Source organism: Mesomycoplasma ovipneumoniae SC01 (assembly GCF_000218525.1).
GTDB classification, from domain to species: domain Bacteria; phylum Bacillota_I; class Bacilli_A; order Mycoplasmatales; family Metamycoplasmataceae; genus Mesomycoplasma; species Mesomycoplasma ovipneumoniae_A.
This window is the reverse complement of sequence record NZ_AFHO01000008.1, coordinates 22,566-38,260: the sequence shown is the minus strand read 5'-3', so window position 1 is coordinate 38,260 and position 15,695 is coordinate 22,566. Positions and strand designations below refer to the sequence as shown.

General features: G+C 30.3%; 7 protein-coding genes. All 7 read right to left on the bottom strand.

Annotation, left to right across the window (positions count from 1 at the left end; all coding sequences use genetic code 4):
• Positions 1–678: 678 nt before the first annotated feature.
• A complete protein-coding gene (locus MOSC01_RS0101510) occupies positions 679–3,357 on the bottom strand; it encodes an ABC transporter substrate-binding protein (RefSeq protein WP_010321057.1) in 2,679 nt (892 codons plus the stop codon).
• Positions 3,358–3,365: 8 nt separating this feature from the next.
• Positions 3,366–9,461, bottom strand: a complete 6,096-nt coding sequence (locus tag MOSC01_RS0101505) for a PDxFFG protein (protein ID WP_010321056.1) — start codon at positions 9,459–9,461, stop codon at positions 3,366–3,368.
• Positions 9,448–10,779, bottom strand: a complete 1,332-nt coding sequence (locus MOSC01_RS0101500) for an ABC transporter ATP-binding protein (RefSeq protein ID WP_010321055.1) — start codon at positions 10,777–10,779, stop codon at positions 9,448–9,450. The genes MOSC01_RS0101505 and MOSC01_RS0101500 overlap by 14 nt, the downstream gene beginning before the upstream one ends.
• The gene (locus tag MOSC01_RS0101495; RefSeq protein WP_010321054.1) at positions 10,769–12,178 is read right to left on the bottom strand and encodes an ABC transporter ATP-binding protein; all 1,410 of its coding nucleotides are present in this window, start codon (positions 12,176–12,178) and stop codon (positions 10,769–10,771) included. The genes MOSC01_RS0101500 and MOSC01_RS0101495 overlap by 11 nt, the downstream gene beginning before the upstream one ends.
• Positions 12,179–13,144 (bottom strand): ABC transporter permease, encoded by a 966-nt coding sequence (locus MOSC01_RS0101490; protein WP_010321053.1) that lies wholly within the window; start codon positions 13,142–13,144, stop codon positions 12,179–12,181. It lies immediately after the preceding gene.
• Positions 13,144–14,244, bottom strand: coding sequence for an ABC transporter permease (locus tag MOSC01_RS0101485; RefSeq protein WP_010321052.1), 1,101 nt, complete (start codon positions 14,242–14,244; stop codon positions 13,144–13,146). The genes MOSC01_RS0101490 and MOSC01_RS0101485 overlap by 1 nt, the downstream gene beginning before the upstream one ends.
• 415 nt (positions 14,245–14,659) lie before the next feature.
• Positions 14,660–15,610, bottom strand: a complete 951-nt coding sequence (locus tag MOSC01_RS0101475) for a hypothetical protein (RefSeq protein WP_237700253.1) — start codon at positions 15,608–15,610, stop codon at positions 14,660–14,662.
• Positions 15,611–15,695: the final 85 nt, after the last annotated feature.

The following is a 15,695-nucleotide window of genomic DNA, read 5'->3' as shown; positions in this document are numbered from 1 at the left end:
AAATCCCGAGTTTCCAGTTTGATGAGATAATCTTAAAAAACTTTCCGGTTTTGGAAGCTTTTTTAACTTTTTTAGCAAACTCAGGAAAAATAACTATCAAGGCAAAAACACTAAATTTTAAATCTAACACTCATGAAAGAAAAATTCAACTACTATTTAAACTCAATGCAAATAGAAAACTCGTTTTTATTTACATTGAGCCTAAAAAAATATATGAAGTTTTGAAAGAACAATAAAAAAAGCCTTAAATTTATAGATTTCTAAACGGTCAAATTTAAGGCATCCCATCATATTTAATAACATAATGGAAAATTCGCACTGTCTGATTTTTTAGACAAAAAACATAACTAATTCCCCCTTAATTCAATATCAAATTTATTAATTCATTCTTAGTGCCTCAATTATAACAGAATTTTATTTTTGACCAAGCATTTTTTTTTTTTTTTTACAAAGGGTTAATTTCAAAATAATAAAAATTAAGATTTTAAGTCAAAAAAACCGTATTTACGGGTATTTTTGCATATTTAATTTCACTAAAAAGTGAATTTTTGTCATCAAACTGTCAGACTCAGGTATCTACCACATTTTTTAAATAATAAATACTATACCAGAAATTACTGGTATTTTATTTATTTTTTAACTTATTTGAAAATTAAATTAGATTAAAAATTGCAAATTTTAATCCTTACCATCTTCAGGAGTTACAAAATTGACCTTAATATTCTCAACGTCAAAAGCAAACTGGAATGAATTACCTGATCCGGCCCTAATTCGGTTGATAGTTCAAAAAGTATCAACCTCCATAATTGGAATAATTGGCGAAAATTCACGAATTATTTTTTCAAAAACCAACACAAATTCAAAAACTCTATTCTGAGTTCAACCTTCACGTCTTTCCTGAGGAGTAAAAATTGCATTAAAGAATGAATCAATTCTGTTGTTATATTCATCTAATGACTCAGAGAATTCTGGAACTAAAATTGGTTTATTATTATAATCAGTGGCAGGAATTTTTTGATCTACATCAAGGTAGACTTGTTTAAAAACAGTGTTTCCTTGGGCGTCAACTTTCAATTTTCGGGTAATTAATTCTTCAAATTTCTTTAAAAAAATGTCAGAAATTTCGAGTCTTTTAGCAATTTCAGCCCTTTGCTCAGGTGAAATTTCATTTCACATTTTTCAATAAGTCATTGAAGAGGCTGGATTTGATTCAAGTCCTGAGAATTTATTATCACTAGGTGAAATTTCATCTGTGTTGAAAAACGCTTTTATATATGAATGAGGTTGAGAACCACCGATATTGAAAAAGTCAAAGTTTTTCATTGTTAAATCAAAGTCACCAGTTGAAAGTCTTTGTTGGTAAATTCCATCAGGAAGTCTAATAGGGTCAATTTCGATAAAATTATTCGTATTTCGGGCTAAAATATCCTGCAGACCGATAGCAACTTTTTCTTCGGCATCATCTTTATAAATGAAACTCAATTTAACTTTTCTAACGGTCGGATTATTTTTTTTGAATCTTTCAAGGAAAAAATTTGCAGCTTGCGGACTATAAGAAGTATCAACTCGTGGCACAGATTCAAATCAAACTCCTTTTGCTAAATGTGAGCCATAATTTTGGGCTAAAACTGGAAATTCAATTTGTTTTCCGTTTGAGTCTAAAAGTTCTGAACGGTAATTTCTGTTTTCTAAAAAGGTCTCTAAGGGATATCCTCGAGCTGTTAAAATACTGTCAAAATTAGTTCAAGTTGTCTGTGGAAAAGAGTGGTCAAGACCGTATAAATTAAGTAAATCAATCCGATTTATTCCATAAAAAATAACTTTTCGAAGATCTGAATCTTGAAGGTAAGATTTTCCTTTTTTGACATTGTCCAAATTAACTTGAATTCCGATTGTCCCATATCCAGTTTGTTTTTCCATGTATTTTCTTGTTTTTTCTTCTGATCAGAATTTGGACTGAAATGTTGAAGGAATTTTAGTTTTTGCAATATAACCATCAAGGAAAAGTGAAGATAAAAGTTCAGGTTGTTCGGCAAAAAAGACTTTAATTTTATTAGGAACAGTTTTATCTGATGAATAATAACTTTGTTTTTTTGTTAGAATCATTGAACCTTGAGAACCTAAATTAAGTTCAGAAATATCAAAAGGTCCGTTAGTTAAAAATTTAGATAAATCGGTACCAAAATTATTAATTCCACCAGCATGAATCTCAACAAATTCACGGTTTATCGGGAAAAATATATCAGGATAAACGATCTGTCTGTACAAGTTAATGAATTTTTTTGCCGCTGAGTCTTCAAATTGAATTCTAAGTCCATATTCATCCCCAGGCAAAAAATCATATCTTGGAGTTAAATTAGGACCATCAAAAATTTGTGAAGGGTCTAAAAATGGGTTTTTGGTTAATTTAATTACAGATCTTTGCCCATTTTCGACAACATTAATTTCAGTTGAATTAGCACTAAAATCGGGATTTAAAGACAAGTTAGCTTGAACTAATTCAACAGCTTCTTTATTGGTCATTTGTTCAAAAATTTGACCTGTGTACATTCCAAAGTTTCGCGCCTCTTCTCTGAATTGAGCAACATATTCTTCATCGCCTGGGTTTTGTGATTCAAAAACTTTTTGGTCAAAATCAAGACTAACTTTACCAGTTTTTTCGTCTTTTATGTACCTTTTTTGACCAAAGGGATTTAGATAAGGATTAGCAAATTTTGAGACATAATCTTGTTGTAGCGAGATCATTCGCTGGGCATTTTTAATATTTGTTGAAAGAACTTTAACTAAATTAGGTGAAGCGACATTAATATTTAGTACATATAAAATGTAGTCAATAAAATTTTGGGCAATAACAGGTTGATTATTTGACCATTTTGAAGCACCTTTATTCAAAAAAATTGAGGTCGAAACGATTGATTGAGAAGCGTTTTGAATTCCAATAAAAGATTTTGAGCCACCACTTGAAGGAGCTATTGACCCAAGTGCCAAAGAAAAATCGCTAATTGGATAAGAAGAACCATCAGCACTAATGCTTGCTGGAGTTTGAAGAATTTGATCTGCAGATGCACTTTGAAGATTTGTGCTATAAAGTTCAAAGGTAATTGAAGGCAAATTTAGCTTTGCTCCGTATGAATTTGAAGCAGATGGACCTGGTTTTACAAAAGATTCAACTAAAGAATTGAGAATTTGGTGTGAAGAATTATTCTTTACATAATTTAGAGTGTTAATTGTTGTTGTTGAAACTCCAAAGTCAAATTCCTCCCGATTTCTTTCAAGAGCAGAAGCACATGAGAGCAAAGTAAATGTGGGTATTGCAACAAAAGTGTTTAAAATCAGTAACTTTTTAAATTTATTCATATTAGCTCCTATTTAAATTGAGGTCTGATTACAAGGAATGATTGATTTGATTTTTGTTCAATATATGTTGGGGCTAAATTGAAGTTTTTACCGTTTTCAGCAAGATATTTTGAATTTCCTAATGTAAATAAGTCTTTAATTTCTTGCCTGTTTTCATCTGAAAAGTAAATTCTAAATCTTTTTAGACCGTCAATTCCTGGTCTAAGAAGTGCATTTTTGAACTCACCAATAATTGACCAAGATGAAATTCAAGAGCTATATCCTTCGTCTTTTAGCGTCCATTTTGTTGATAAATCAGCTTGTTTTTTTAGATAAAAAATGTTATTTGTAGAATCACTCACTAATTTGATATAGAATTTTTGGGCTGTTTGTTCATCTTCAAGAGTTAAATATTTAGCTTTTTGGGCATCTTCATTTTTTAGAAAACCTCAAAAGGCAACTTTATCTTGTTTAGAATCACGCCAAATTCCTGAAAGCGATCTTTGGCCAACACCTTGAGTTTTGAGAGAATAATACCAAAAGGCTTCTGGTCTGTTTGTTACTTTTTCACCTTTTAGGTTAGTCATTCGAATTGTATTATCCTCAACAGGTTCCAAATTGTCATCATACAATTCTCAATTTAGCACTTTTCTTTGGAAGCGATCTTTAAAAAATCCATTATTTGTAGAAACATTTTGATTTATATAGCCATTTCTTCAACGAAGATTTCCAACAACCGGTTGAATATTTGCTCTACTAAATGTTTGTGAATCGCCAAGTTCACCTTTGTAAGCTGAAAGTACTCGAGATAATTCAATTGAAGTTTGAGCAAAAATATCATCTTTTTGGCTTTTAATTTTGGCATTAACTTCCTGAATTCTTCCTTGATTTTCGATGTTTTTTAAGGTTTTATCAATGAATTTTTCAGGTAGTTCTTCACTTTGGATTTTTTCAATTTCGGCCTTTTCTTGCTGACTAAACTCAAGAACTTGATCATAAAGTTGTTTTTCTTGTGCTTTTTTGAAACTTTGTGTTAGGTTTTGGTATAAAGTATTTAAATTTTCAGAATTTTTTGAAGTTACATAGTTAGTCAAAAAATAGTTAGTAAATGGACTAATTAAAGTTTGAGAGTATGCCTGGGCGATGTCAAAAGCGGGAATGAAATTTTTAATCCATTTTCTCGTATAAATTGCGTCAACAAAATACTCATTTCCAGTATTAGATTCAGAGATATTTTTATAACCTGGCATAATATTATCAAGCGTTTCGTCACTTGGAGAATAATGAATTTGAACATAGTCTCTTGTTAAAGATTCGGGAAAATTATAGACATAATTACTGAAAAAATCGTCAGGTTTTGTCTCAAATCTAGCTGAATTTTTTGACCGAAGTCATGACAGTTCAAGATCTGTATTCATTCGTTGGAATCGTTGGAATAAGCCATCAATTGTGTAGTCAACAACGGTTTTTGTCCCTACTAAATATTGCAATTTAAACAAATCAAGGTTGGTAGCTTCAATATTTTTTTGTTCCAAAAAGCCTTTGATTCATCTAAATACTTCTGAGTTTTCAGAGTTATTTAAATCTGAGTCAACGAAAGATTCTTCATCTAAAACCAAAGAATTTGTTTCATCAAAACCTGCAAAATCAACCCCTCTAATTTCAATTCTATCAAAATTTGTTAGTTTCCCAAATTTTGTTGACGGTAAAGTTGCTCGTGTTTTTCGGGCAAAATTTTTAAATCCCATAAAACCAACAGATGATAAAAATAGGTGATCAATATTTTTGTTATCTATTTTTGTATTTTTGATTAACAAGTTTAGAGTTGATTGCTCAAAGGCTTCCATTAAATCGTTAGCAAATTTTTGCAAATTTTGTTGTAATTCTTCTTGAGAAATATCAAAAATTGAAATTAATTGTTCAATTTTTGAGTCAAATTTTTCGCTTTTAGTTCATTTAGGCGCGGGGGTTTGAGTCTGATTTTGTTTTAATTTGAAATTTTTGGACAAATTATCAAAACTATATTTATAAAGGTCAAACTTGGAATTAACATAGTCAAAATCTCAATTTCTAACAAATTCACCGTTAATTTTTGAAATTCTAAGCGCAAATGGATCAATTGAAATAAATTCTATAAAATCTGAAATTGATGTAAATTCTGTTTGCTTATTTTCGTTTTGATATGCAAAATAGTTATTTTCATAATCAAAACCAAAAACAGTTTTATCTCATGCATCGAGGTAAATTTTGGATTTATCAATTGTTGTACCTGAAACATTAAATTTAAAATCTTCAGCAATTCCAAAAAGTGGCTTTTGAGCAGTCACTTGTGAAAATTTTAAAAGATTTCCAAGAGGTGAAGTCCAACGTTCTGATAATTGTTTTGTATGGTCAAATTCGCTTTGATCAAGAACATTATCAATTTTAGTTTGAGTTTGAACACCGGTATAAAAGTCATATTTTGGATTTTGATAGTATTGATTTCCATTTACTGAAATGATTTTTCCAAAATATGAACTAGCAAAAATCGGACCATTAGTTAAAATACTAAGATTATTTTGTTGTGTTTGTGGTAAATCATTAAAATTTTCTAATGTTACAAACAACTGTATAGGAGAAATACTTTGCCCACTTTGGTCGGTGAATTTTATAATTTTATCTAAATTTTTATATAGTTCAGAATTAAGTCTTAAAGTAAAGAGTCTAGTTAAAATTCCTGCTCCTGCTGCCGAACCAGAACTTGTACCGTTTTTTGAAAATGCCTCAACTAAGGTTTGGAAATAAATAGTGTATAGCCTTTCAAGAAGTGAGACTATTTGGGGTATTTTTGAAAAAAGTGAGTCTTTAAAACTCGAAATGTTGCTTAAATTTGCATGTAAATCTGAATCTTTTTTGCTAGAAACGTTAAGCATTGAGTTAAGAATCGGTTGAAGTTGGTTTTGTAAATTAAGTGTTGTTCTGAATTGTTCAAAAGCTTGGGAAATTTCATTATTAGAGGAATCAGGTTGAACTCCCTTGAATAATTTGAAAAAATCAAGGAATTTAAAGCCGGCAGTTCTTTCTTTATCTAATAATTCCCTTGCTAAATTCGCCACACTATCGGGAATGTTAGGCAAAAGTTGAATTTCTACCAAAAATTTTGACAAGTCAAAAACTGAATCTGGAATTTCAACACTGGCTTTTAAATTTTGAGGGTTTTCACCGATAATTGTGCCAAAAAATGCTTGATTTTCAACGGGGTTGTGCAAAATTGAATCAAGTGTTTTTTCAAAAGCTGGACTTGAAGGTGAAAATCTAGTAAATGATTGAGCACTTGAATCTCACCCATTATCGCGAAAGTTTTTAACTATGTTAGCCTCAAAATTATTCTGAATTTCACGGATTTTTGCCTGTAATTCACCGAGACTTTCAGGATTTTTGAAAGTTAAAGGATCAATTACTGGCTTACCATTTTCGTAAAATAAGTGAACTTTTAAATTTTTAAAAGTTCTTCGGTCAGAACTTGGCTCAAAATCAGCGACATGGATTTTACCTTGTGCGTCAAATTGGATTTTATTTCCAGCTCCATCAGTTAATGAATTAGCAAAAATGCCTTGAATATCGTTAGAATTTATAAATCCATTTTGGTTTTTAGCCTCTTGATTTGATTCATCTTCAGTAAATTCTTGCGAAGTTGAATTTCTATTTCGGAAGAATTTAGAAGCACCTGAAATTCCAGGATTTATTGTCCCTGAATCTGGATCAATTGAGTTTAGAAGAAAAAGATCATATAATTTTAGTTTTCGAATATCTGCAGCAGTTTTAAGCCCATCAATAGTTTGTAGGAATCTACGAGATTTTTTAGAAATTAACTTATCAAGATCTTGATTTTCTTTGGCGCCAAAAATTTCAGATTCATCCTCAAAGTTATTTTCGCTGTCAAAGCTAAAATTTGGATAAATTCCTTTATCTTCGGGGTTCAAACTTGGAGTTGCTTTTCGCAAACTTAGGCCAGAAGATCTTGCATTAAGATATTGTTGAAGAACATCAAAATTATAGAAAGACTGTAAACTTATTCCGGTATTTGTCGAAAGAGCATTCAAAACAACGTTTAAATCTGGATCAGAATTGTCTTGGGCATAATTTAGAGTTTGATGGTGTCCATATTCATGAGCGCCAACATATTTTAAATAGTTAATTCCAGTTGTTTTAAAAAATGGTGAAGATGCTTTTAAAAGTGCAATATAAGGAATTCTTGATGAATGTGAATAACCAATAAATTCGCCATGTTTTGTGGTATATTTTTTTAGTCCTGTGTTTGGGTCAACTTCAGAATCAACATAAGTACCAACAAGATTTTCGCCATTTGTTGATTTATGTTTTAAAACTTTATCAATTAGTCCATCAAAAATTTCACCATAAAGTTGATAAACTTTTACTGTTTGTCCGTCTTTTAGAGTTTCTATTTCCTGAATAACCTTTGGAATTGCCCGGTTTTTTCAGTCAACAGCAATTTTAAAACTATCAAATTCTTCAAGACTTTGAGCATAATTTGGGCTTGATGGGTCTAGATTAAATTTGATTGTTTTTGTTGAACCTTCAGGGTCTTTTGGATCTGTTAGTTCAACTTCTAATTCATGATTTGATAATTTTTTGACTGACTTAATTTGGTATGATGATCACAAACTAGCATCAAATTCAGCCAAAAATTCGTTTTGCGCCTCAATTGAAGGACTTTCAGTACCAGATCCAAGTGGAAAGAATAGCCTATTTTCAGGGCTTTTTTGATAAATACCAATTGTTTTCCCAACTGGGTGATTTATATTATATAGGTCATAAAATCCGTTTTTAACAATTTCATTAACTTTTTCGGAAATTTTTGTAGCTAACTCAGCAGCAATAAGTGTTGAAATATCAGGATTTACATTTTGGGTTAGTATAAAATCAGTTGTTCTTTTACCATTAGCAGGAGTTTTTTGGTCTTCAGAGATTGGATCAGGCTCAAGACCTTCAAGGTCTAAAGAAAGAACTCCGCGCGGTACATTATTGTCATCATTTTTCAAATCAGACCTAATTGTATTTAAAATATCACGTATTTTATAAGTTTTTTTAAAATCTTCGGGAAATTTGAAGCTATAATTTTTAGGTAACTGAATTTCCTTTTCATGCGCAAACATGAGAATTGCGAGTTCAAATTTTTTCTGTACATCCTCAATTGTTTGGCCTGCATTATTAAAAACCAAAAAATTCTCTGGCTCTTTAATTTTTTCTAATTTAGCTAAAATTTCTTGATCTTCAGCGAATGAATTTTTTAAAATTTTAACTAAATCATAAAGATAAATTGTCTCATTTTTAACAAGATCAGTGGCTGGAATTCCAGCAATAACTTTGGATTTGTCATAATTTGCTAAAACTTGTTGTTGTGGAATTGTTCTAAAATATTCATCAAGCGATTCTTTTGAAATTGCATCATGAAAAATTTTGTAAGTTAAATTATCAAGTCCATTACCTTTTCCAGCTATTTCTGAATAAATTGGAAATGAACCAAAAAATGAATCAGGATAAAATTCTATTTTTGCTTCTTCTTTTCTAACAGCAGAGTGTTGACCTAATAATAAGTTATTACCTGACCGTGTTACCCCTTTTTTTAGTGCAAAATGTTGTAATGTTAAAGCATCAGGGCCTCAGGAAACATTTTTATTGAATCATTTTGCATATTCAAAAAACTCTGAAGGTGAAATAGCATCCCAATACTCATTAACAAATTTCATAACTCCTAATTGGAGTTCAAAAATTGGAGTTTGACGGTTATATGTTTGGGCAAATCAATCTGCAAATTCTGATTCTGAAAAAATTCTTTTTTCAGATTTAATATTTGAATTTAAAAAAATACCGTATTTGCCGTCTTTATTGTCTTCTAAAGGTGCAAAAGTAGCAATTTTTTCACCTTGGGCATTCAAAAAATTAGCATAAACTAACTCATCTTGTTTAATTTCATTAATATTGTCTGAGGCAACATCAAGATTGTAAACTCCAAGTTCGTTATTGTTTGCATAAAGTTTAATTCCGCCGATAATTCCGCCGGCCGTTGCCGCAAGTCCGCCGCCAGCGAGCAAATAACTGATTAAAATACTAGTTTTTTTCATAATTATAGTCTCCTAATTTCCAACGTTTTACTTCAGAAAAAGTGGCTAAAATATAATGGTTGTTTCCTAAATCAATCCACTCAGGTTGGTTTGATTCTGAATAGTTATGCATTTTTGGATCATAAATAAATCCAGCAAGTGATTCTCCTTTTGATTCAATTGTTGGGATTGATTCAATCAATGATTTTGTATAAGGGTGTAAAAATTTTTGGGTTATTTCTTTTGTTGGGCCGATTTCTAAAATCCGACCTCGATAAACAACAGCAATTCGGTCTGAAATGTATTCGACCATTCGAAGATCATGGGAAATGAAAAATATTGTTAAGTTGTATTTTTCCTTTAAATCTTTAAAAATGTTGATTATTTGGGCTTGAATTGAAACATCAAGTGCCGAAATTGGCTCATCAGCAACAAGAATTTTAGGTCTAAGTAATAAAGCCCGGCAAATTCCAATTCTTTGTTGTTGCCCTCCTGAAAATTCTAATGGGAATCTAGATAAAACCGAACTGTCAAGACCAATTGAGGCGAGCATATCTGTAACGTATTTATAGGTTACATCTTTTGTCGGTTTTTCCAAAAAGTTCTTTAAAAATAGAGACTTTTTTTGGATAAAGTCAACAATATTTGGGTGAATTGAGCTAATTTTTTTCAGGTAATTTATTAAATTAGCAAATAAATCTGCGACTGAAATTTGGGTTGTGTTTTTGTAAAATTGATCGCTAATTTGATTGATTAAATTTTGCGGAATTTTTTGGCTTTTAAGAATTTTTACTAGATTTTCAAAGGTGTTTTGGTAATAATGTTGTGAAAATAGTTGCTTTATTGAACCTTTTTTTCGCTGTTCTAGGTTGACTATTCCTTCGGTGACTACATCATAAATATTTTTATAAGGATTAAGTGAAGAAAGTGGATCTTGAAAAATCATTTGCACATTTGAAACTAGTTCATCAAGAATTTTAGCGCGGATTTTACGAGTATTTTTTGGTAACTCTAAATTGTTAATAGTGATTTTACCAAAACTTCGAGGAACCAAACCTGCGAGCGCTGAACCAGTTGTTGACTTTCCTGAACCAGACTCGCCAACAAAGGAAAGAACTTCACCTTCATAAATATTGAAGCTTATGTCATGAATAACTTTGTTTTTTCGATTACCAGTTCCATAGGTAATATCGACATTTTCAAAGCTAACAATTGGTTTTTTGTCGCTAGATTCAAGCATTTTTTTAACACCAGGAGTCAGCTGACGCCAAGTTTGGCGGACAATCTTACCAAAAAAATAAGTGTTTTTTTCAAGATAAAATTTAGAATTATTGCTCATTATTTTGCCTCATTTTTTGAAATTGGAGTCATTTTTGGTAAATAATTTTTGGTGGCATAACTTTTGGTGCTTTTGGGTCAAGAAGTGCTGATTTTATACGGTGAGTTGGACTTATTTTATAAAATTTTGGTTCAACAAAAAAATCTTGTTCTAAAGCATAATCATTTCTAACCGCAAATGCATCACCGACAATTGAATTTAATGAAGAAGGAACTACCCCACGAATTGACTGTAAACGATCGCCTTTATTTACGTCAGGCATTGAAGTTATTAGCCCTCAAGTATAAGGATGTCTTGGATTTAAAAGAATTTCGTCTCTTGTTCCTTCTTCAACCACTTGACCAGCATACATAATTGTAATGTAATTTGCAAGTGAAGCGACCACTCCTAAGTCATGGGTTATAAAAATGATCGTAATTTTTAGTCTTTTTTGCAAATCACGGATAATATCAAGAACTAAAGCCTGAACTGTTGTATCAAGTGCTGTGGTCGGCTCGTCCATAACAATAATTTTAGGCTCAAGCGAAAGAATTGCTGAAATGACAATTCGTTGAATCATTCCACCTGAAAGTTCATGAGGATATAATTTCATAACCATTTCAGGATTAACAATTTTTGTCATTTTTAAGTATAAAAGTGCTTTTTCATAGGCTTCTTTTTTATTTTTGACAATTTTATTTAACAGCATTCCTTCCATTATTTGTTTGCCAATTTTTTTGGTTGGATTCAAAGTTGACATTGGATTTTGGAAAACAGCAGAAATTATTTTGCCTCGGTAATTTGAAAGTTCTCAAGCACGAAAGTCAAAATTATGAACTGGATTGTTAAATAATCTTATCTCTCCTGATTCAACAACAGCATTTTCGCCAACAAGTCCATAAAGACAAGAAGTAATTACCGATTTTCCTGAACCAGACTCGCCAATTATTGCATGAATTTTACCTTCATAAAAATCAATTGAAGCATTACGAATTACAATATTTCGAACTGAAGGATTAGCTGGATTAACAAAGGATAAATTTAAATTTTTAATTTGGGCAACAATTTTGTACTTTTTATCGCCAATTTGTTTGTAGAGAACATTTTTAGAAAAAGCTTCAAAATCAAAATGGGAACGGTTAAAACTTGTGTGTCAATATTGTTGAATTCTATTTAAAATAGCTTGGATTTTATAGGATTTTTTTGATTTATAATATTTTTTTATGTTAACTTCATAAGCCAAAAATTCTTCTTTAAGTTCAAGGAATTTTTCTTGATATTGTTTTTTATCCAATTTTTTTTGTTCTAAAAGTTCTAAGTCTTTTTTAAACTTTTCTAAATTTTTTGCTAATTTATAACACAATGTTGGATTCTCGGCATTTTTGCAATCAGAAAATTTGGCCAAAAAATAAGAAATCATTTATCTTTGCCTCCTTAGAGCGTCTTGAACTGAATTTCCGATCATTTGAATTGACGAAGTTAACAAAATTAAAAAGAATGAAGGAATTAAAACATAGCGAGGATACAAGGTTACAATTGGAATTCCTGAATTAATTGCATTTCCTAAAGTTGGAACGTTTGGTAATGAAAGACCAATAAAAGCAAGACCAGTTTCACCAAGAATAGTACCTGGAATTACAAAAACAATATTTGTAATTAAAAGTGGAATAATTACTGGCACAAAATTAAGGAGAATTTTGTAAGAAGGAGTCCCTAAAACACGTGAGGCAATTACTCATGTAAAGTTTCTAGCTCTTTTTATTTGGGCACGAACTTGATTTGCAAGACCGATTCAGCCAGTAAGTGAAAATGATAAAACTAAAACTCAAAAGCTCGGGCGTAAAACTAATGTCATCAAAATAATTACTAAAATTGTTGGTATATTTGAAATTATTTTAATAATAAAGGTAAAAATTTTATCAAAAAGGTCAAAATTACCCATTAGTGTTCCAAAAAGAGTACCAAGAGCAACATCAAAAAGCGCAACAATGAAACTTAAAATTAACGAAAACTGCAATCCGTGTCATAAAAATGCCCAAACATCACGACCTTGAGAATCAGTACCTAAAATAAATCCTTGTGTAAAATAGTTTAAATTTTTCATATTAGGTCGAAGTTCAGTCGGCGATCCGGTTGTAAAAGGAATAATAATCGCTAAAATTAACATGAAAATAATAGTAACAATTCCAAAAACACCTGAAAAGGAACGGGAAAATCTGAGAAAAACCTCATAAAAATTATTACGGGGTTTGCCAAAATAATTACGATCAAAACTTTTTGACTGGGCCACCATTAATTTTCACATTTGGTATGAAAAGGGTTGCAAAAATGGATTAGGTTTTAAGTTTTGGTCAATATATTTTTCAATTGACGGAAATTGATTCATTATTTTGCCCTCCTTCTAATTCGCGGATCAAGCAATTCGTAACTAATATCACGTAATGTATAAGAAATTATTGTCAAAAGTGAGTAAATAATTACTAAGAAAAGAATAATATTATTATCTTTTGACTGAATTGCATCAATCATGATCCCACCAGATCCTGTAATTAAAAAGATTTTTTCAACAAAAATTGATCCAATGAAAGAACCTAAAACAACTAAAGGGAAAAAGGTTGCAATTGGAAAAAGAGATGCCTTAAGTGCGTGAGTTCAGACAAAACGATTTCTTGTTAAATTTTTTAAATATGCAAATTTGGCATGCATAGAATTTAACTCATTATTAAGTTCAAATCGAATGTATCGCACATAACTAATTACAGATCCAATTGAAAGGGCGATTGCAGGTAGGACAAAAGTTGAAAAATCCTGTATATCAAAAATATAAGGAATTCCGGCTTTTTGACCAAAAATTAAAAGAAAAATTGCAAAAACTAGCGAAGGAATTGAAGAAAAAATCGCTATTCAGACTGTGGCTAAATTGTCAAGAAACTTTCCTGGATTTTTTCCAACAGCAATCCCAAGCGGAACTCCAACTAAAAGTGTTAAAATAACTGAAACAATACCTATTGAAAAGGATGTAAAAAACCTTTGCCAAATAAAATCACTAATTTCTACACGAGGTCTAAGACTGTATGAAATTCCAAAATCAAAATTGATAAAATTTCAAAGGTAGTTGAAATATCGTTGCGCTTGGGGCAAATCGAGTCCATAAAGTTGTTTTTCCGCTGTTTTTTGAGCCTCATTTAGGCCATCAAGAAAACCTGGCTCACCTGGAATTGAGTCAATCAAAAGAAAAACTAACGTTGCAACAATTCAAGCCACTATTACAAATTCGAAAAAAATTTTTACAATTTTTTTCGAAAAGCGGAAAAAAAACGAGTCAAAACCCAAATGTTTGAATAGTGGATTTTTCTTTTTCTTTGTTGGCGGAATAGTATAAATATAATTATAATCAATATTTTTTGTGCTTATGCCTTGGATTGAAGGACTTGCACCTATTTTTAACAGATCTCTGCGATGTTCACCATCATTTTTTAGCGTCATTTTTTTCCTCATTATTTAGTTTTAAATATTTTTTAAATAAAAAAACGGGTTTTTGGCCCGTTTTCAAATTAAATTTAATATAATTTTTAAAATTTTACAAAATTAAATTTGAAATGGGCGAGTTTTTAATATTTTTAAAAATATTTTTATTTTTGTATGAATTAATGGATTTATAAAAAACATTGAAAAAAGAATATGCAAAAAAACTGATTTTTTTAGAAAAAATCACTGATCTAAACTGTCACATATTAAAGATATTTAAAGTGAATTGCATATTAATTTCCTTATTACATAAAATACAATTAACATTTTAACACAAAAAGTAAAAAATTAATCAAAATATTTTTTTTTTTTTTTACAAAAATGATTGTCTTATGTAAAAAACCTAATTTTCGTATTTGCAAAAGCTTTTTGATTAGTTAAATTCATAATCAAATTTAAAATTATCACTTTCAAAATCAGCAACACTGCCTTGATATGGAATAGCAAAACTTTGAATAACAACTCGAAAAATAGGGTCTACGTGTGAAATTTGGAGCGGACTTTCGGGTATTTTTGGATTTGCATCAGAAAAATTAAAACTATAATCAGCAACAGATTCAGGTTGGTCAATATTATTAATTAGCTGTAAATCATACTCAGAATTTAAATTATCTTTTGAATTAAGCTTAATTCTGAATGGATTTTCTAAACTTTGATTATGCCAGTGAAGCCTTAAAATAGGGGTTGGTTTTGTGTTTGGGGCGCTTAATTGTCATTTTTTATCAGATTTTGCGCCAGTTTTTTCATTAGTTTGAAGATTTGAACTGCTAAGAGGGGATGAAAAAATAAATTTATAGGCATTAATTAAAAGATAATTCTTATTGTCTTTTTGAATAATATTTGGTTTTAATAACTTAGTTTCAATATAGCGCCAATTTTGCGTAAAAATTTTTGAAATTATTTTATGTTTTTCAAAATTATCTTGATCAGAATCATTTAATAGGTTGGTATTTTCGTCATTTATTCTTTTACCCGAATAAACTGCGGATGTTTTTTGAAAAATATTTTGCAAAAAATTTGGATTAGTTTCCTCAGATGAGTCAAAGTTGTCCTGAAAAGCTAAAATTCGATTTTTATTGTCAAAAACAAAACTTTTTACAACATTAGAAGAGTAAATTTTGCTTTTTTCCTCGGGCAAAAGATTAATTAAGCTAGGTTTATTTAAAAATCATTTCAACCTAATAGCATTTACTTCCGAAACATAAAGATCAAATGAACGCGGTTCACGTTTTTGGAATTCATCCTTGTTTTCTGGAATTGGAATAATCACTGATGGAATAGAAGAAATATTTGTTTCTGTTTTTGTTTGAGAACAGGAAATCAAAAAGATTGGCAAAATTGCTAACCCATTGAAAAATTTATAAATATGTTTTTTTATTACCACCAAAACCTCGCTTTTTAATCATTTT